The sequence below is a fragment of the Methylocystis sp. Sn-Cys genome (assembly GCF_016745395.1).
GTDB lineage: Bacteria > Pseudomonadota > Alphaproteobacteria > Rhizobiales > Beijerinckiaceae > Methylocystis > Methylocystis iwaonis.
In genome coordinates, this window is sequence record NZ_JAERVJ010000012.1 from 1 (window position 1) to 17719 (window position 17719).

The window sequence follows — 17719 nt, forward strand, 5'->3', positions numbered from 1 at the left end:
CTCACCGAGTAAAATGTGACGACCCGCTCGCGCCCTTTAAGGGCGCGGGCGGAAGCACAAGGGAGGCAAGCCCAATGATGTTCAATCTGCTGATGTTGGCGTCGCTGCTGTCGCCATTGGCCTTTTGGCTCGCCGCGCCGCGTCGGGTTCCCGCGCCAGCCACGCGCCGCGCCGCAAGGTAAAAGATTCCTAAAGCGCGTAAGCTCAGCTTTGGCCGGTTGTGGCCGAGCTATGGCTTTGTTTGTCCCGGGCTCCCGGCCTGCATTGTAATTTAACGGTGCTCGACTAGATCGGGAACGGGCGCGCCGTCGAAGGCCGCCGCCCTATCGGGAGAGTTCTCATGAATGATCTGCTCGTCATCGCTTTCTCCTCGGAGCAAAAGGCCGAGGAAGTGAGGCAGAAGCTATTTCAGATGCAGAAGGAATATTTGATCGAGATGGGCGACGCGGTCGTCGCCGTGAAGGACGCCGAAGGCCACATCAAGCTCAACCAGCTCTTCAATACGACGGCGATCGGCGGCGTGTCCGGCATGTTCTGGGGCGCACTCATCGGCTTGATCTTCATGATGCCCTTGGCCGGCGCTGCGCTCGGCGCGGCCTCCGGCGCCGTTTCCGGAGCGCTCACCGATTTTGGAATCGACGACAAATTCATGAAGGACGTCGCGGAAGCGATTCCGCCGGGCGGCGCGGCGCTCTTCGTCCTCGTGCGCAAGATGACCTCGGACAAGGTGCTGGAAGGCCTCAAGGGCGTCGGCGGAACGGTGCTGCGCACCTCTTTCGAAAAATCCATGGACGAGGCCATTCGCGCCACGCTCGCGGCGCAGACCTCGAAAATCTGAGGCGCCTGTCATTTCCCGGTGGGCCAAAGGCTCGGCCGGGAAGCCAGAGCAACCCCTCTTGCCGTCATTGCGAGCGGAGCGAAGCAATCCAAAGCAGCTACAGCGGCTCTGGATTGCTTCGTCGCTGCGCTCCTCGCAATGACGGGGCTACGCGGCTTCCTTCGCCGCGCGCCGATGCGCGTGCATCGTGAACCACAGGCTGGCGCCGACGAAGATGACGCCGATTATCGCGACCATGATGAAAAGCGAGCCGCGTTGGATGAGCGCCATCCCCGGCACGAAAAGCGCGAGGATCAGGCCGACGACGCAAATCTGCCAGGCCTCGGCGTGAACGCCGGCGACGAAGGTTGCGAGCGCCAGGATCACCATCAGATTGAGGCCGGTGGCGTTGACGTCGACCAGCGCGCGCATGGCCGGCGAATAAATCAGCGCCATCGCCGCGAGGAAGGCGGCCCAGTGCAGGATTTGCGTCCAGACCAGCTTGACGCGCTCGTGCTTGGTCTCCGCATGTCGCCAGCCGATATATATGCAGATGCCGCAATAGACCGGCGTGAGCAGCTCCCAATACCAGGCGACGGACTGGCCGGTGAAAGTGACGAGACCGACGCCGATCACCGCCATGGCCAGCATGACGATATAGGGCAGGTCGATCTTCAGCACGTCGACGAACAGCACTTCCGGCGGCTGCGTCTTGATCTCCTCGATTCCTTCCTCGAGCGCCGTTACCCAGGTCTGCTCTTGCACGTTCTCCTGCGGCTCTCCCGCATGAGGCCCGGCTGCGTGGCCGCCTGCCGATTCTGGGCTCTTGGACATCTGAAGTTCCTTATCGAGAAGCGCTTTCCGTGAATGCGCGGGGCGCGGGGAGGATAGTGCGGGCGCATAATCTCGGCAACCGCCGTGCGTCCGTCTCCTCCAGGGCGCCCGGCGAGCGCACTACGTCGCCGGAACGCGCGCTTGCGCTTTGGGCCGATCGCGCTGTACCCAGCCGGTTTGTAGATTGGTGAACAGGAGTTGCAAGGTGCAAAGCAAGCTTGTCGAGCGGCTGCAGACGCTCGCCGACGCGCTCGAGGAGGCCGTTGAGCACATCGAAATGCTCGAGGCGGTGCTGAACATGCTGGAGAAAACTCACCCGGAGGCGGTCGACAAGGCGCGCGCCGCTGTCGCCGCGGCGAAGAAAGATCAGCGTTTCTGACCCGCGGCTTCACTTTCTGGCCGGTTTTCTCATCCTATGATCGCGCGGCGATTCGACAGTTCAGGGAAGGCGCAATGAAGAAATATGTTCTCGCCGGGATTTTCGCGGCGACGATGATCGCCCCGGCCGCGGCCAAAGGCGGGATGCAGACCTGGATTCTCGTCTGCGCGAAAAGCCTCGCGCAAAGCGAGTGCAATCTGACGACGGCCAGCCGCTGGTATCACCTTCCGTCGCCGCAGCCTGGGGGAAGCAGCCCCGCGATCAAGGCGGCGCGCGCCAAGGTCGGCCAAGACCTCGAGGCGGGCTTCTATGTCGCGCAGGAGCAGTTTCCGGCCGGCGTGTCGATGGGCGAGCGGGGCAAAGTGTTCAAGGCCTGCGATGCGGAGCCCGCCAGTCCGGCCGACGCTCAGGAAGCGGAATGGGCGCGGCGCGGCGCGTGCCTGCGGTAGTTCGACCGGCGCTGAGAGCATCACGAAGATGCGCTCCTGCCCTTGCCCCAAGTGATCGACGATCTAGCTAGGCGGCAGGGTTCACGAACGCTGCACAAAGACTTCAATCGAGTTTCGCGCGTCGCGACCCCAAGGAGGCCGTTATGCGTGGCTCGATCAAAACTTGTACCCTCGCGGCAGCTTGCGTCGTCGCCGGATTCGCTCAACCCGCGCCCCAGGCTCAGGCGGGCGTCATGAGCATCCCCAGGGCGGAGATCATCGGGACGTCTTCGTCGCTGGAGCAGGTCCATTACCGCCGTTGGCGTCACCACCATTATCATCATCATTACTGGCGGCACAGGCATTACCGCTATTACCGCTATTACCGCCATTACGGCTATTACCCTTGGTACAACCCGGCCGGCGCTGTCGCGGGCGCGGCGGTGGGATTGGCGACGGCGCCGTTTTGGGCGTTGGGCGGCTGGGGCTATCCCTACTACTGAGAACGACGTCGTCACGACGCGCGTGAGCCCAGGGCCTTTGCAGGCCCTGGTGACTGTATAGCGAACCACGTCATTTGTTCGAGTGTTGGCGCGAAGCGCTTGTCAGCCATTGCCGCGCGCGTGGGTGCGGCTCAGCTACCTGTCTTCCACGATTTCGGCGCATGGTTCGTCTGCGCCATCCACCCGCCGTTTGGTTGTGGACGCCTTCCGTATTTATGCGCTTCATGCCGGCCGTAGAGACACCCGGCGACTGCGCCCAGAACGCCATGGTGGCCGGCATAGTGCCCCACAACGCCACCGACCAGAGCGCCTTTGATGCAGCCCTTGGCGTAGGCCGGCTGCTGCGGCAGCCAAGCAAACAAAGAGACGGATAGTAGAATGGCGGTTTTCCTCATGGTGAAGGCTTCCTGTCATCAGGGAACAGTTGCCACACGCCTCTGTTCCGGCCTGAGCCTGCTGGCGACGGCGTCCATGGCGCGACCTCGCGATCCGCCGGTTTGCGACGCGCGTGCCCAGAGAGGGTTGCGAGCGGCTTAAAGCGAGCCGACGGACTCAACCTCGAACGAGAGGGAATGTCGCGGCTCGCACCATCAGCGTGGCCGTCACGGATATTGTGAGAACCGTCATATAGGATACCGCGAGCGCGTAATCCGTCAGTTCAGTTGTCAGGGCCTCGACCATGTGATTACCCGTGTGATTACCCGGCTGCAGGCGCTTCAGGACGCCGGGCATGTCAGGAGGTCATACCCAGCTTTCAGGGCGCTAACTTCCATCGGCTGGACAGGGTTCCCTGCTGCTTTGGGCCATCGTCTTGCCTGGCCGCATGGCGCCGACACGCGAGGGGCGTCGGAGCCGGAGGCGCCCCTGCGCTGTCACACTAAATATTGGACAACAAAGCTGAATCCGGCGCACACTTGCGCCGGGTTGCGCGGATAGAGCATGGAGTGTCGATGCCTCACACAATCTTCCGGCCGGGCCAGGCTGGACCGGTCCCGGATCATCGAGGGGCGCGGCAGAATAAGGGGGAAACGTCGCGCGCCGCTTCAACAGCCGAGCTGAGCGCGCCTGCCATGATGGCCGCCTGCGTCGACGCCATGCCGGGTGCGATTGCGTCCTTCCGCTTCAGCCCGGATGGAACAGGGTGCTTTCCCTATGGGTCGGCGAATTTCGAGGACATCTTCGGCTTTTCTCCCGAGGAGAGCAAAGCGGATCTCGCGACGATGCGCGCGCGTATCCATCCCGACGACGTGGCGCGCATAGACGCGGCGATCGCAGCGTCAGCCGAGCATTTGACGAAATATCACGAGGAATATCGCTTCCTGCACCCTGTCAGGGGCGCGATATGGATCGAAGTTCACTCCATGCCGAACCGCGAGCCGGACGGCTCGATCATATGGCATGGCTACGTCTGCGACATCACGGCGAGAAAACGCGCCGAAGAAGAGCTTCGCCTCAGCGAAGCGCGGCATCGCGCCTTCTTCGACGCCAATCTGATCGGCGTCTGCTACGCCAACGCCAGGGACGCCACGATCGTCGAGGCGAATGATCGGTATCTCCAAATGCTCGGCTACACGCGCGAGGATTTGAACGCCGGCCGCATCAATTGGCGCGATCTCACGCCGCCCGAGTATCGCGTCATGAATGACGCGGCGATCGTGGAGTTGATCGAGACGGGAAAGAACGAGCGGCCAACCGAAAAGGAATATTTCCGCAAGGACGGGAGCCGCCTGCCGGTCCTCGTCGCACGGGCCCTTCTTGATCGAAACACGCTCGATGGCGTGGCGTTTATTTTGGACATCTCCGAGCTGAAGGAGAAAGAGGCCAGATTGCGGGAGGCGCATCGGGGACAGCTTGCCATGATGCGCTCCATGGCGTTGGGCATTGCTCACGAAATCAACCAACCGCTCGCCGCGACGGTGGCCTATCTGCGCGTGCTGCCGCGATTGCTCGAGCTCGAGCCCGAAAAGCGGCCGGCGAGCGTGTTGGACACAGTGAACAACACTGTCGCTCAAGTGATGCGGGCGGGGGAGATCGTCTCGCGCTTGCGGTCTTTTATCGCGCATGGCGAGCCCGACAAGGTGCGGGCGAATATGCACGGACTGATCCTCGAAGCGATGGAGACGATCCTGTCCGTCGCCAAAGAGAAGAAGATCGCCGTCACGCTCGACCTCTGCGCCGCGTCAGATGAGGTGCTCGCCGACAGGGTCCAAATCGTGCAGGTCTTGATCAATCTCATGCGCAACGCGAAAGAGGCGATGGAGCCGGTCTCCGAGCGGCGGCTCGTGATTTCGACGCGCTCGACCGACGCCGACATCAGGGTGGACATCGCCGACACGGGCGTCGGGCTGACCGAAAAAAGGCGCAGCGACTTGTTCGTGCCCTTCGCCACGACCAAGCCGAGCGGCATGGGCGTGGGGCTGTCGATCTCCCGCGAAATCATCGAGGCGCATCACGGACGCATCTGGGCCGAGGGGAACCCCGAAGGCCGCGGCGCGATCTTCAGCTTCACGCTCCCCTTGGTTGGGGACGAAGCCGAAAGATTGAACGAGGAGATCGACGCTGGCGGCGTTTGCGCGCGCGGCTGACGCTTTCTGGCCAGGCCTTGGCGGCGCGAGACCTCGCGGCGGCCCAGCGCGTCGCGCGCTGGTTCATAAAGCTAAGCTTTTCAAACAGTTTCCCTTACTTTAGCGATCAGGATTGCGAAAGTTTGCCCGGAGCGGACGGTTGAACCAGGATGCGGAGAAGCGCGTCGCACAGCGCGCCTTGGATTACGGCATTGCGATTTTGGCGGTAGGGATCGCGGCGGCGGTGCGCGTAAAGCTCAGCGATCAGCTTCAGTCTCAGCCAATGGCGCCTTTCTTTCTTGCCGTCCTCTTCGCCGCAGCGGCTTCCGAGGCGGGCCCCGCGTTGCTCGCCACTGCGCTGTCGGCGGCGATCGTCGCATTTTTTTTCATGGAGCCGGTCGGCTCCTTCATGATCGCGCTCCCGGGCGATCACTTGCGCCTGGCGATTTTCATTGTGATCGGGCTCGGCATCGTGGCGTTGACACAGGCCAAGACCAGAGCGCGCAAGAGGGAGGTCGCGGCTCAAATTCAGCTCGCGCAGGCGCAGGCCGATGAAATCGCCCAAGCGGCTCGGCGGGAAGGCGCCACATTGCTCGGCGGGATTCTCGACTCTTTGCCGCACCAGATTGCGGTGATCGACCAGGCGGGCGTGATTTTGGCTGTCAACGAACCCTGGAAGCGCTTCGCCCGCGAGAATGGTTTTACGCCAAGCGCAACCTTCCTGGGCATGAATTATCTGGAAGCTATCCGCGGCGCTGCGGCGGCGGGGGACCGCTTCGCCAGCAAAGCTTTCGAGGGGCTTCGGGCGCTGCTCGCCGGTGAGCGGCGCGCCTTTACGATGGAATATCCCTGCCAGACGCCGGAAGGGGTGTTGTGGTTCGTCATGAACGCCGCGCGCGCCGATGGCGGAGGCGCCGCCGCCGCCGTGGTCAGCCACACCGACATCACCGAGCGCAAACGCGCCGAGGAGGGATTGCGCGAGAGCGAGGAACGGTTTGCGAGCTTCATGCGGCACCTGCCGGGGCTTGCATGGATCAAAGACCACGAGGGGCGCTACACTTACGCCAATTGCGCCGCCTTTCGCGTCTTTCCGGTCCCGCGCGAGCAGGTCTACGGCAAGACGGACGAGGAGATTTTCGACGCCGACGCAGCGCGCCAATTTCGCTGCCATGACGGAGAAGCACGCGAGAGCAAATCCGGCATTACGGCGATTGAGACGCTGAAGGAGACCGACGGCGTCGTCCATCACTTTCTCGTCAGCAAATTCGCTATCGCGGATTCCGAAGGCGCCGCCAAAGGCACAGGCGGCGTCGCGATCGACGTCACCGAACGCGAGGAAGCGGAGAAGCGTCTGCGTGAGGCGACCGAAAAGCTGCGCGAGGCGGACGCTTACAAGGACGAGTTTCTGGCGACGCTCGCGCATGAGCTGCGCAATCCGCTCGCGCCGATCCGCAACGCCGTGCACGTCCTGCGTCATGACGCGCTTTCCACTTCGAGCAAGAGAGATCGGGACGCGGCTCTGTTGTCGATGGTCGAACGGCAGGTGACGCATCTTGTGCGCCTCGTCGACGATTTGCTGGAAGTCTCGCGAGTCACCCGCGGCAAAATCGATCTGCGGAAACAGCGCGTCGATCTGGCCGACATTCTGCGGCAGGCGATCGACATGTCGAAGCCGATGATCGACGCCGGAGGTCATGTCTTCGAAGCCGACATTCCGGATGCGCCGCTCATTGTCGAAGGCGATTGTGTGCGCCTCACGCAGGTCTTCGCCAATCTTCTCAACAACGCCGCCAAATATACCGAGCATGGCGGGTGGATCAGCCTTGCGGCCGAGCGGTCGGGCGCCGAGGCGCGCATCGTCGTCAAGGACAATGGCGTGGGCATTCCGGCTGAAATGCTGCCGCGCGTTTTCGATCTCTTCACGCAGATCGACCGGACCTTGGGACGCGCGCAGGGCGGCCTCGGCATTGGTCTGGCGCTCGTCAAGCATCTGATCCTGCTTCACGGCGGCTCGATCGAGGCGCAGAGCGAGGGGCTGGGGCAGGGCAGCGCCTTCATCGTGCGCCTGCCCGCGCTTTCAGCGCCCGCCGCAGAAGCGCGCGAGCAGGGGGCGGCTTTCGACACGATGCGCACGAGTCTGCGCATTCTCGTCATCGACGACGATCGCGACGTCGCCGACAGCCAGAAGGCGTTGCTGGAAATATCCGGCGCGAGCGTGCGCGTCGCTTACAGCGGCGCTGCGGGAGTCGCGGCCTTGTCCCTGTTCAAACCGGATTTGGTCCTGCTCGATCTCGGCATGCCCGAGATGGACGGCTACGAGACGGCGCAACGCATCCGCGCGCTGCCGGAGGGACGCAGCGTCAAGCTCGTCGCGCTGACCGGATGGGGGCGCGAGCAGGTCTTTCAACGCGCGCGCGCCGCGGGATTCGATCTGCAGATTACCAAGCCGGCCAGCCTGGAGGCGCTCGGGGAGGCGCTCGAAGAGACGGCGTGTCTCGCTCAGCGCTGAAGCGTCTGTTGTATCGGGCGCCGTGCATTCAGGACCGTGCGCGCGTCAATCCAGATTCTGGTCGGGATCGGCGAGCCAATAGAGGGCGCAGAAACCCGCCGTTATCAGCCCGACGCCGAGCAGGGAGACGCTCAGACCTTCGTGGGGCGTATAGAAGCTCATGATTGCTGAGATGAGGCCGGCAATCGCCACGATCAACGGCTTCGGACTGCGCTCGTCCATGTCGGAATCCGCTTCATGCAAAAGGAGACAGCCTGTCAGGATGACGGGTAATGGGCTCCTTATCAAGTCGTGAGAAATACGTAGAGGCGGCCCCGAGGTGTTGGAAACTTTTCACCAGACTCGCAGGCCGCGCTCTGTGCATTCCGACGACGACGCAGACCGCGGGGCGGGTTCAGCGCAAGTATGCGCCTAGTTCTGAGCCAGGAATTCATCCGAGGCTTTGAACTCCTCGAGGGTCCATCCGCGCTCGGCCATAACAGACCTCACCCATTGCGGTGGGTGCGGGCCCCTTCCTGACCAGGCGTCGCCGCTTACGTGATTCTTGAATTTCGCCAAGCGTGGCTTTGGAGATTCGGTCGGCGCATCATCTCGTGGGCCGTCCGCCTCGAACTCCGGGAATATGTCGCCTAGACCCAATCCGGCCTGTCTGAGCTCTTCTTCGATTTTGGCTCTCAGGCGCTCTTTAACTGCCTCCTTGCGCCGAGCCACCTCTTCTTGGGCTCGGTGGATCAGAGACAAAAGCTCCAAATCCGACAAGTTGGCGAACTCGTCGCGCATTCCATGACCTCCGGGATGTGCTTTGAAGGCGTCTCTCCTACCGGAAACACGCTCGAAAACAAGGCCCCGGCGGACTTGAGGGATGAAGAGGGCGAGGGCATCCGTAACAGGAGCGCGTCGCGCTGACTTTCATCAGCCTCTCATCTTGTGTTTATCGAATAATTCTCGAAGGGACCTTTCGTGAAGCGCGATTGTCTCGTGCTCAGAAGCTGGTGCCGGTTGAGGGATTCGAACCCCCGACCTACTGATTACAAATCAGTTGCTCTACCAGCTGAGCTAAACCGGCGTTCCCTGCCGCATTTAATCCCCCAACCCCGCCGTAAGGTCAATCCCGCGCCGCGTCGCGCAGGCGTAAATGCGCGACGCTCAGCGCGGCGGCGCAGGCGTTGGAGACGTTGAGGCTCTTGATGGGGCCGGGAAGATCGAGCCTGGCGATGAGGTCGCAGCGCTCGCGCGTGAGGCGGCGCAGGCCCTTGCCCTCGGCGCCGAGCACCAGCGCCAGAGGTTTCGAAAGCGGGATGGTTTCGATGGGCGCGGCGCCTTCCGAATCGAGGCCGACAACGCTGTAGCCGCGCTCCTGCAACTGGTCCAAGGCGCGCGCGAGATTGACCACCGAGACGATCGTCACATGCTCCAGCGCGCCGGAGGCGGCCTTGGCCAGCACGCCGGTGAATTCCGGGCTATGACGCTCGGTGACGATCAGCCCATCGACGCCGAAGGCGCAGGCCGTGCGCAGGATGGCGCCGACATTATGCGGATCCGTGATCTGGTCGAGGGCCAGCACCACGCCGCTTGTCGATACGATATCGGCGATGTCGGCCTCCGGTAGCGGCCGGGCCTCCAGCAATAGTCCCTGATGGACGGCCTCTTCGCCAAGATGACGGGAGAGGTCGCGCGCGTCCACGAGGCGCGGCTCCAGGCCCGCCGCTTTGGCGAGATCGGCGATCCGGGGCAGGGTGGTCTCGGTTGCGTAAAGAGCGAGCAGCTTGCGGCGCCCGCCTTTGAGCGCCTCGCGCACGGCATGGGCGCCGTAGAGCGTCACGAGGTCTGGCGAGGCCGCGCGAAACGGGCCGCGTTGCGGCTCGGGCCGCGGGCGCGGGGCAGTCCGTTCGCCTCTCGGGCGTTCGTCCTTCGGCCGCTCTCCTCTTGCGCGCTCTCTTGGTTCGCCTCTTGCGCGCTCCTTTGGCGGCGGGCGGCGGCTCATCGCAGCGCCGCCGTCTTCACCCACCATTCGGGATGTTGCGTCCGAATGGCGCGGGCCGCTCTGGCGGCTGCATTGGGCGTCGAAAAGATCGCGAAGCACGTGGCGCCCGAGCCGGACATGCGCGCGAGCTTGCAGCCGCGGGCGGCGCGCAGCACAGCCAGCGTATCGACAATGACCGGCGCCTGAAGGCAGGCCGGGTCTTCGAGATCGTTGCGGCCCCGCGATAGCAAAGCGAGAAGCTCCAAAGCAGGGGCGCCGTCGCCGACGATCGGGTGGGCGGGGGCCTCCACGCGCTCGCCGGGCTGAAGGCCGAGGCGTGCGAAGACCGGGCGCGTCTCCACCGGCACGCCCGGATTGACCAGCACGGCCGGCAGCAGCGGCAAGCGCAGCAGCGGGCCAAGCGATTCGCCGGCGCCGCGCATCATTCGGGCCTGGCCGGCAAGGCAGACCGGCACGTCCGAGCCCGTGGCGCGGGCGGCGTCGTAAAGCCGCGGATCGTCGGCTGCGAGCCCATTGGCGCGGGCCAGGAGCCGCAGCGCCGCCGCCGCATCCGAGGAGCCGCCGCCGATTCCCGCCGCGACGGGGAGGCGCTTCTCCAAACGGAAGGCGCCGAGGGTCAGCCCTTCGACTCGCTCGGCGAGATTGCGCGCGGCGCGCAGCACAAGATTATCGTCGCCCGCGCCGGCGGCCGGGGCGGTGGGTCCGGAAACGTCGAGCGAGAGAGCGCCGCCGGGAGACAAAGACAGCGTATCGCCTGCGCCGCTAAACACGACGAGGCTTTCGAGCTCGTGATAGCCGCCGTCCCTGCGGCCGAGAATATGAAGTGTGAGATTGATCTTCGCGGGGGCGCGCGTCACCAGCATCGTACCCCGACCTCCGCTTTAGGGTTATCGCGGAGCTTCTTTGGAGCGGGCGAAGGGATTCGAACCCTCGACCCCAACCTTGGCAAGGTTGTGCTCTACCCCTGAGCTACACCCGCATCCGTTGCTTCGGTCTCGCGCGTCGCGTCGCCGTCGCAGGGGTCTTATGCAACAAACGATCTGGCTTTGCAACAGGCGACGTCATGAAAATTACAAGCCTGTGGATGGCTGGAGAAAGTCTTTTGTTTTCAGTTTAATATCCGCTCACTGGTCGCCGCCACGCCGTAAAATCAGAGCCACCATGCGCCAAAGATGATCGTCGCGACAGTCAGAGGCGCGCCGATCTTGAAATAGGTCCAAAAGCCGATCTCGACGCCTTGCGTGCGGGCCCTTTGCGCGACGATCAGATTGGCGACAGAGCCGAGCAAAGTGAAATTCCCGGCAAGGGTCGAGGCCATGGCGACAATCAGCCAGGACCTTTCCGGATCGCCTGCGCCGGCGATGAAGGGCTTCAGGACAAGGACCGCCGGGACATTGCTCACGATATTCGAGAGACCGGCGGTGATCGCCGAAAGGACGAATGGCGCGCCGACATCGAAACGCCCGACCGCAGCCACCACCTCGGGCGTCACCACGGTCTTCTCTAAGCCGGCCACGACGATGAAAAGACCGACGAACATGAGCAGCAATGGCCAGTCGATCTCCTGGTAGACTTTATCCGCCTTGACCTTGCGCGTGAGCAGCAGGATCGCGCCGCCGACGATTGCGACCTTGGCGACGGGCTGCCCGGCAAAGAACAGAACCATCATGACGAGCGTCACCACGACAGATTTGGCGATCAGGGCTCCGTGGTAGCGCGTCGGTGGGGAGGGCAAGCTCGGCAGGCGCTCGCGTGTCAGAAATTCGCGCCGATAGGCCAGCGTGAGGAACAACACGCACAGCATCAAGCCGAAGAGCGCCACGGGCCACAGTGCGCCGGCGAAAGTCCCGTAGGGAATGCGCGAGAACGCGCCGATCATCATGTTCTGCGGATTGCCGGTGATCGTCGCCGCGCTGCCGATGTTGGAGGCCAGAGGGATCGCCAAAACATAAGGGACAGGGTCGCGCTTGAGTCGCTTCACGAGCTCCACGACGAGCGGCGTCATGACGAGGCAGATCGTGTCATTGACCAGGAAGGCCGAGAAGGAGCCGGAGACCAGGACGATCGCGATCAGCAGCAGCAGCGGATGGCCGGCGCGCGCCACGACCCAGTCGCTGACCAGCCGGAAGAAGCCCGAGAGGCGAAGATTGGCCACTACGATCATCATGCCGAGGAGAAGCGTGATCGTGTCGAAGTCGACGGCGCGATAGGCCTCCTCCAGCGGCAGGACGCCTATACCCACCATGAGGCTGGCCCCCACCAGAGCCGCGCCGGCGCGGTCGAGCCGCAGGCCGGGAAATCTGCCGATGGCGATGACGAGGTAAGTGCCGAGAAAGACGAGAACCGCGAGGATGGTCTTGCCATTGGCCCAGGTCACGAGCGCGCCGGCGCTCTCCTCTCCCGACAATGATCGTAGGGCCCATTGGCCGATGTCGCCGATGATCCCGACCGCCACGGCGTAAAGCAGCGCTCCGAGGGCGACGAGCGACACGGCCAGAAGAGCTGTCGCGAGCCCGTTTTTTTTGCTCGTCGGCGGTTGATCCATCTTCTCGGCTTGTAGGGGCCGAGTCTTCGTCTTCCGTATCAATCCCAACACCGCTTTAAATCTCGAATGCGCAGATTCGCCATCTAGCCGCATGCAACGCTGCGTTGCGGCCATCATAACGGCAAGACGCTAAGTTCTCGCCTTATGCCGCAATCGGGTAAGACGAAGACCTTAGTCGCTTTGGCTCGACGCCTAGCGGACAGCGCTCAGTCGAGCTGTGGATGTTGGTTGGCGAGAAATCAGGGCGGAACTGGCGTCGGGACGGGTCGGGGGCGTCACGGCGCGAATGGTCGGAGTGGCGGGATTCGAACCCACGACCCCTTGTCCCCCAGACAAGTGCGCTAACCGGGCTGCGCTACACTCCGACTGGCCGCCCTTATAGAGAGGCGACGGCCCGGTTGCAACGAGATATGACATTTTGCCCCCGGGAAGATCGATCGACCGCACGGGCCTATATTTTCCGGGCTGTTCAGCGGCGGGTCAGATTGAGCAGCCGCTTGCATTCCTCGATCTGCGCGAGCGCTTTGCGCAAATTTTGCGCCTGTTCTTGGTCTTCACGGCGGGTGACGAGTACCGGAGCATGGAAGACGGGGCGCGGCGCCGGCGCGGTGAAGGCGTCGGTAAACGGGGAGCCCGGGGGAAGAATTTCAATGATCGCCTCGGAGCCATGCGCTTCGACAGAGGCCGCCTCGGGCAGGGCGCTCGCCGTCGCTGCTGAAGGCTCCGGCTCCGGGAGGTCGAGCGTCTCCTGAATCGTGACCGGCGGCGAGGCTGGCGCCATCTCCGGCGGCGCAGGTTCGGCGCGGGCGGCGGCAGGCTCCCGAGCTGGCGGCGCGGGCGTGACCGATTCGCCGCTCTCGCGGCGGCGCGCGTCGGCGAGAACGCCCTCGACGCCTTGCTCGGCGAGAATGCGCTGAACGCCCTTGATCGTATAGCCTTCGCGATACAGCAAATGCCGGATCGCTTCGACGAGCTCGATATCGCGCGGGCGGTAGAATCGCCGTCCGCCGGCGCGCTTCACCGGGTCGATCTCCTTGAAGCGCGTTTCCCAGAAGCGCAGCACGTGTTGGGGGAGGTCGAGATATTCCGCCACCTCGCCGATCGTGCGCAGCGAGGCCATCTCTTCCCGTGTCAACGCGCCTCTGCCGGCCACCTTTGCTCCCCCGATCGAAAGAGCGTTCATTCTTACACTCGATGCGCGTCCTATCAGCCTAAAATCCGGCGCTTCGCGGGCGCCGCGCGCTGCTAGGTGTGGACAAGCGTCTTCGGCATCCCTTAAGTGCCGAGGCAGAGGAACCCTTGAGGCGAGCGACATGGAAGACTGGCTTCTCTTTCCGCATCCCGTGCCCGAGGTGAGGCATCGCGCGACAGAGGAAAACGCTGTCGCGGTGCGCAACTGGCTCTGGATCGTCGCGGGCCTCGTCTTTCTGATGGTCATCGTCGGCGGCGCGACGCGCTTGACCGAATCGGGCCTCTCCATCGTCGAGTGGAAGCCTGTGACCGGCGCCATCCCGCCGCTGACACAGCAGGAATGGGTCGCGGCCTTCGAGGACTATAAGAAGATCCCGCAGTACCGGGAACTCTTCCCGGACATGGACCTCGCCGGATTCCAATACATCTACGCCTGGGAGTGGGCGCATCGCTTGCTCGGGCGTCTCATCGGCGTGGTCTTCGTGGTTCCGCTGATCTGGTTCTGGGTGAAGGGGCGCCTCCCATCCGCCGTCAAGCCGAAGCTTATCGGCATACTCGCTTTGGGCGCGCTGCAGGGCGGCGTCGGCTGGTGGATGGTCTCGTCCGGCCTCGTGCATCGCACGGAAGTGGCGCAGGAGCGGCTTGCCATTCATCTCATCATCGCGGCTTTCATCTTCTCGGCCTGCCTATGGGTCGCCGGCGGGCTCGGGCGGCGCAGGCCGTCGAGCGCGCATGACCATCCGGGGCGGCTGCGCGGGCTGGCTTTCGTTATTTTGGCGCTGGTCTTCGTGCAGCTCTTCATGGGCGGCATTGTCGCGGGGCTGCGCGCCGGGCTCGTGGAAAACACATGGCCGCTTATCGCCGGCGCCTTCATTCCGGCGGCTGATGTTCTCTTCCCCAAAGACCCCTGGTGGGCGAATATTTTCGAGACGCCGCTCACGGCGCAATTCTTCCACCGCATGATCGCTTATCTGATCTTCATCCTCGCGGCGCTGCATCTCGGCGATGCGCTGATGAACGCCGGCGGGCGGGCGCGCAGCGGCGCGGTCATCGTCTTCGGCCATGTCGTCGGACAGATTGCGCTGGGCGTTGCGACGCTGCTGCTGGTCGAGCCGCCCTATGCGGGCACGCCGCATCTCCTTGTTGCGCTGGCGCATCAGGCAGTGGGCCTGGGCGTGCTTGCCGTGGCGACATTGCAGGCGCGTCGACTGGCGAATGATCTGGAGATCGTCTGACGGAGCAAAGCGCCTTGGAGAACGTCCTCTCTCTTCCCGGCCCTGATTTTCTCAACGTCTACGGCGTGGTGGTCATTCTGACGCTTGCCGCCGCATGGCTTGTCATCCGCTTTGCCGATCGGACGGGCGATCATCCGCCGCCCGTGCCGCAGAGCCCCGACGCTGTGGACGTGGCCTTCCTGCAGGGCGGGGTGAATCAGGTCATCCGCACCCTCTGCTATGATCTCGTGCAGCATGGCTATGCGGCGCTGGCGAAAGACGACCGTATCGTCCCGACCGGCAAGAAGCCGGAGCCCGGCGCGCTCGATCCTTTGCAGACGCGCGTTTTGCAAATGATTCAGGCGAGCCCCAAGGCGCATGAGCTGTTCAGCAACCGCGCGGCGCGCAAGGAGCTGCTCCAATTGCTGGACCCTGTGCACGCAAGGCTTGCCGCGCAAGGCCTCGTGAAGCCCGAGTCCGTGAAGGCGTGGCGCACGCGCGCGCAGCTCTTCGGCACGCTCACGCTTCTCGGTTTCGCCGGCGCCAAAATCTATGTCGCGCTGAGCACGGGGCACACGAACGTCTCCTATCTCATCTTCCTCAGCATCGCTTCGGTCGCCGCGCTTTTCGCGCTGGCTTATGTGACGACGCGCAGCCATGCGAGCCGGCGCGGACGCGCTTATCTCGAGGCGATGGAGCTTGCCTATCGCCCGCGGCTCGATGCGGCGCTCCTCGCCGTCGGCGCGCCGACAGAGAGAAAAGCTTTCGAGGGCGCGTCGCTCTTTCTCCTTGGGCTCTATGGCTTCTCGGCGCTGAGGGGCACGGCGGACGCCGCCTTCGCGCGGCATTTCAAGCGCGCCTCCAGCGAGAGCGGCGGCAGTTGCGGCTCGAGCTGCAGCGGCTCCTGCGGAAACGGCGATGGCGGCAGTGGGTGTGGCGGCTGTGGCGGCGGCGGGGATTGAGGCGCCGGCGCTCGGCTCGGGGATCGGCTATCGGCCGCCGTTTCGCGCCGATCTCTTCGCCAATCGCTCGCGTGTCGATTTCCTTGAGATCATCGCCGACCATTATTTCGACGCGTCAGCCGAGAAGCTCGCGGAGCTTGATCTCCTTCGCGCGCATTTCCCGATTGTCGCGCATGGGCTCGATCTTTCGATCGGCAGCGCGGAGGGGATCGACAGCGCTTATCTCGAAAAATTCGCGCGCCTGATCGAGCGCATCGATCCGCCCTGGTGGAGCGAGCATTTGTGCTTCACCCGCGCCGGCGGGGTCGACATCGGCCATCTCGCCGCTTTGCCCTATACGCAAGAGGCGATCGACGTTGTCGCGCGCAATGTCGACACTGTGCGCAAGCGCATCCGCGCGCCGCTCCTGCTCGAAAACATCACGACCGTCGTGCGCGTGCCCGGCGGCGAGATGGACGAGCCCGAGTTTCTCACCCGCACGCTCGACGCCACCGGCTGCGGGTGGCTCTGCGATGTGGCCAATCTCTACACCAACGCCGTCAACCAGCAGGTCGACATCGACGCGACTTTCGAGCGCTGGCCCTGGGACCGGCTCGTGCAGATTCATTACGCGGGCGGGCGTTGGCGGGATGGAGTCTTGATCGATAGCCACGACTCGGCGACGAGCGAAGCCGTTTGGGCGCTCTACGACTGCATCGTGGCGCGTGCGCCTGTGAAGGGCGTTATCTTGGAGCGCGACGAGCGTCTGCCGGTCTTCGCCGAGTTGCTTGACGAGGTCGCGCGCGCCCGCGCGCCGTTGCAGGACTGCGGAAGATGGCCTTAAGGGAGACGCAAGCGCTGCTTGCGCGCATCTTCACCGACGCCGGGGCGCGCCGAGAATTTTTCGAAGATCGTGATCGGGTAGCCCACGCCTTCGGGCTCAGCGAAGCCGAAACGGAAGCGATTGCCGCGCTCGATAAACGCGAGGTTGAGTCTTTCGCGCGCAGCCTCCTCGGCAAGCGTGCGCTCGATGCGCGCAAAACCTTGCCGCTGACGGCGAAAGCCCTGGGACAAGAGTTCGACCGGCTGCTTTTCGAGGCGATCGATGGCCCGCCACAGCCACAGCGCCACCGCGCGGACGCCGCTGCGCTGACGAGGCTTCTGGTCTCGCGGCCAATGGACCCGCCATGGATCGGCGATCTGGCGCGCTATGAGATGGGCTTCGTCGCCGCCGCGCGGCCCGGCGCCTTTTTTCTCATGCGGCGCTTCGCCTATCCCATAGACGAGATCGCGCGCCAGCTTTTGACTGGCGCGCGCGTCGATGTCACTTCCCGCCAGCGCGTCGGGCTTTGGCTGCGGGCGCCGCGCGGCAGATTGTTCTTTCGCTTATTCTAGGCTCCGCGCCGGAAAGCGTGCTCGGCGTGGCGACGCTCGGCGACGACGTCGATCATGCGCTCGGCGCCGCGATCGCGCGCTTCCTGGCTCTGCGCCTTGGCGAGTTCGTCATTGGCGTCCTTGAGCTGCGCTTCCGCATCCGCAAGCTGGCCGCGCAATTCATTGATCGAGGCCATGATATTGTCGCGGCGACCGCGCGCCGCGCGCGCATAGGTCGGATATGCGAAGTGGTTCGGGTCGGAGATGTTTGCGCGCTGCTCTTCGGTCGAAATCTCGCGGTCGAGTTCATTCGACATGCGCGTGAACTCCGAAATCATCGTGTTGAGCTGAAGGACGCGCCGGCGCTTCTCTTCAGCTTGAAAGCGTTTCAGGCGGACAAGTGTATCCCGCGATTTCATTCCTCGAACTCCGTTGA

19 protein-coding genes and 3 tRNA genes are annotated in these 17719 nt (G+C 63.9%); 10 read left to right on the forward strand and 12 right to left on the reverse strand.

All coding sequences use genetic code 11. The features are described 5' to 3' along the window. Window positions 1-340: 340 nt before the first annotated feature. Complete coding sequence (locus JJT62_RS18205; protein WP_202074219.1) at window positions 341-838, forward strand: DUF1269 domain-containing protein; 498 nt, start codon at window positions 341-343, stop codon at window positions 836-838. A 147-nt stretch (window positions 839-985) separates the two neighbouring features. On the opposite strand, the gene JJT62_RS18210 is transcribed toward JJT62_RS18205, so the two are convergent. Next, window positions 986-1651, reverse strand: coding sequence for a DUF3488 domain-containing protein (locus tag JJT62_RS18210; protein ID WP_246744993.1), 666 nt, complete (start codon window positions 1649-1651; stop codon window positions 986-988). Window positions 1652-1856: 205 nt separating this feature from the next. Here JJT62_RS18210 and JJT62_RS18215 point away from each other — a divergent pair, with 205 nt between their 5' ends. The 3 genes from JJT62_RS18215 to JJT62_RS18225 all read left to right on the forward strand — a co-directional run bounded on the left by JJT62_RS18215 (window position 1857) and on the right by JJT62_RS18225 (window position 2961). After that, window positions 1857-2030, forward strand: a complete 174-nt coding sequence (locus tag JJT62_RS18215) for a hypothetical protein (protein WP_202074220.1) — start codon at window positions 1857-1859, stop codon at window positions 2028-2030. 74 nt (window positions 2031-2104) lie between these two features. Continuing rightward, entirely contained in the window at window positions 2105-2479 is a 375-nt protein-coding gene (locus JJT62_RS18220) for a hypothetical protein (protein WP_202074221.1), read from the forward strand. 233 nt (window positions 2480-2712) lie between these two features. Continuing rightward, the gene (locus JJT62_RS18225) at window positions 2713-2961 is read left to right on the forward strand and encodes a hypothetical protein (RefSeq protein WP_202074222.1); all 249 of its coding nucleotides are present in this window, start codon (window positions 2713-2715) and stop codon (window positions 2959-2961) included. Between the two features lie 131 nt (window positions 2962-3092). Here JJT62_RS18225 and JJT62_RS18230 read toward each other — a convergent pair whose 3' ends face one another. Further along, window positions 3093-3356, reverse strand: coding sequence for a hypothetical protein (locus tag JJT62_RS18230; protein WP_246744994.1), 264 nt, complete (start codon window positions 3354-3356; stop codon window positions 3093-3095). A gap of 675 nt (window positions 3357-4031) precedes the next feature. Between JJT62_RS18230 and JJT62_RS18235 the strand changes: the two genes are divergently transcribed. Both JJT62_RS18235 and JJT62_RS18240 read left to right on the forward strand, forming a co-directional pair. Continuing rightward, window positions 4032-5546, forward strand: a complete 1515-nt coding sequence (locus JJT62_RS18235) for a PAS domain-containing protein (RefSeq protein ID WP_202074223.1) — start codon at window positions 4032-4034, stop codon at window positions 5544-5546. A gap of 139 nt (window positions 5547-5685) precedes the next feature. Next, window positions 5686-8034: a PAS domain-containing protein gene (locus JJT62_RS18240; protein ID WP_202074224.1), complete on the forward strand. Its 2349-nt coding sequence runs from the start codon at window positions 5686-5688 to the stop codon at window positions 8032-8034. A 45-nt stretch (window positions 8035-8079) separates the two neighbouring features. On the opposite strand, the gene JJT62_RS18245 is transcribed toward JJT62_RS18240, so the two are convergent. The 9 genes from JJT62_RS18245 to JJT62_RS18285 form a co-directional block, all read right to left on the reverse strand. After that, window positions 8080-8256: a hypothetical protein gene (locus JJT62_RS18245; protein WP_202074225.1), complete on the reverse strand. Its 177-nt coding sequence runs from the start codon at window positions 8254-8256 to the stop codon at window positions 8080-8082. Between the two features lie 189 nt (window positions 8257-8445). Then, window positions 8446-8814 (reverse strand): H-NS family nucleoid-associated regulatory protein, encoded by a 369-nt coding sequence (locus JJT62_RS18250; RefSeq protein ID WP_202074226.1) that lies wholly within the window; start codon window positions 8812-8814, stop codon window positions 8446-8448. 210 nt (window positions 8815-9024) lie between these two features. Next, window positions 9025-9100, reverse strand: a tRNA-Thr gene (locus JJT62_RS18255). 39 nt (window positions 9101-9139) lie between these two features. Next, window positions 9140-10018 (reverse strand): 23S rRNA (guanosine(2251)-2'-O)-methyltransferase RlmB, encoded by an 879-nt coding sequence (gene rlmB / locus JJT62_RS18260; protein ID WP_202074227.1) that lies wholly within the window; start codon window positions 10016-10018, stop codon window positions 9140-9142. Next, the gene (locus JJT62_RS18265) at window positions 10015-10881 is read right to left on the reverse strand and encodes a 4-(cytidine 5'-diphospho)-2-C-methyl-D-erythritol kinase (protein ID WP_202074228.1); all 867 of its coding nucleotides are present in this window, start codon (window positions 10879-10881) and stop codon (window positions 10015-10017) included. The genes rlmB and JJT62_RS18265 overlap by 4 nt, the downstream gene beginning before the upstream one ends. A gap of 41 nt (window positions 10882-10922) precedes the next feature. Beyond that, window positions 10923-10997, reverse strand: a tRNA-Gly gene (locus tag JJT62_RS18270). Between the two features lie 171 nt (window positions 10998-11168). After that, the gene (locus JJT62_RS18275) at window positions 11169-12563 is read right to left on the reverse strand and encodes an anion transporter (RefSeq protein ID WP_202074229.1); all 1395 of its coding nucleotides are present in this window, start codon (window positions 12561-12563) and stop codon (window positions 11169-11171) included. 287 nt (window positions 12564-12850) lie between these two features. Further along, a tRNA-Pro gene (locus JJT62_RS18280) sits at window positions 12851-12928 on the reverse strand. A 104-nt stretch (window positions 12929-13032) separates the two neighbouring features. Beyond that, window positions 13033-13683: a MerR family transcriptional regulator gene (locus JJT62_RS18285; protein ID WP_202074271.1), complete on the reverse strand. Its 651-nt coding sequence runs from the start codon at window positions 13681-13683 to the stop codon at window positions 13033-13035. Window positions 13684-13876: 193 nt separating this feature from the next. Between JJT62_RS18285 and JJT62_RS18290 the strand changes: the two genes are divergently transcribed. Genes JJT62_RS18290 through JJT62_RS18305 form a run of 4 tightly spaced genes read left to right on the forward strand, consistent with a single transcriptional unit; the run spans window position 13877 to window position 17304 of the window. Further along, window positions 13877-14989, forward strand: a complete 1113-nt coding sequence (locus tag JJT62_RS18290) for a COX15/CtaA family protein (RefSeq protein WP_202074230.1) — start codon at window positions 13877-13879, stop codon at window positions 14987-14989. Window positions 14990-15003: 14 nt separating this feature from the next. Next, on the forward strand, window positions 15004-15930 hold the full coding sequence (locus JJT62_RS18295) for a TIGR04222 domain-containing membrane protein (protein ID WP_202074231.1): 927 nt from the start codon (window positions 15004-15006) through the stop codon (window positions 15928-15930). Beyond that, window positions 15887-16753 carry a DUF692 domain-containing protein gene (locus tag JJT62_RS18300; RefSeq protein ID WP_210340722.1) on the forward strand — a complete coding sequence of 289 codons (867 nt, stop codon included), beginning with the start codon at window positions 15887-15889 and terminating at the stop codon, window positions 16751-16753. The genes JJT62_RS18295 and JJT62_RS18300 overlap by 44 nt, the downstream gene beginning before the upstream one ends. Then, on the forward strand, window positions 16744-17304 hold the full coding sequence (locus JJT62_RS18305) for a hypothetical protein (RefSeq protein ID WP_202074232.1): 561 nt from the start codon (window positions 16744-16746) through the stop codon (window positions 17302-17304). The genes JJT62_RS18300 and JJT62_RS18305 overlap by 10 nt, the downstream gene beginning before the upstream one ends. Here JJT62_RS18305 and JJT62_RS18310 read toward each other — a convergent pair. Then, window positions 17301-17702 (reverse strand): flagellar export protein FliJ, encoded by a 402-nt coding sequence (locus tag JJT62_RS18310; RefSeq protein ID WP_202074233.1) that lies wholly within the window; start codon window positions 17700-17702, stop codon window positions 17301-17303. The genes JJT62_RS18305 and JJT62_RS18310 overlap by 4 nt on opposite strands. Between the last annotated feature and the right edge of the window lie 17 nt (window positions 17703-17719).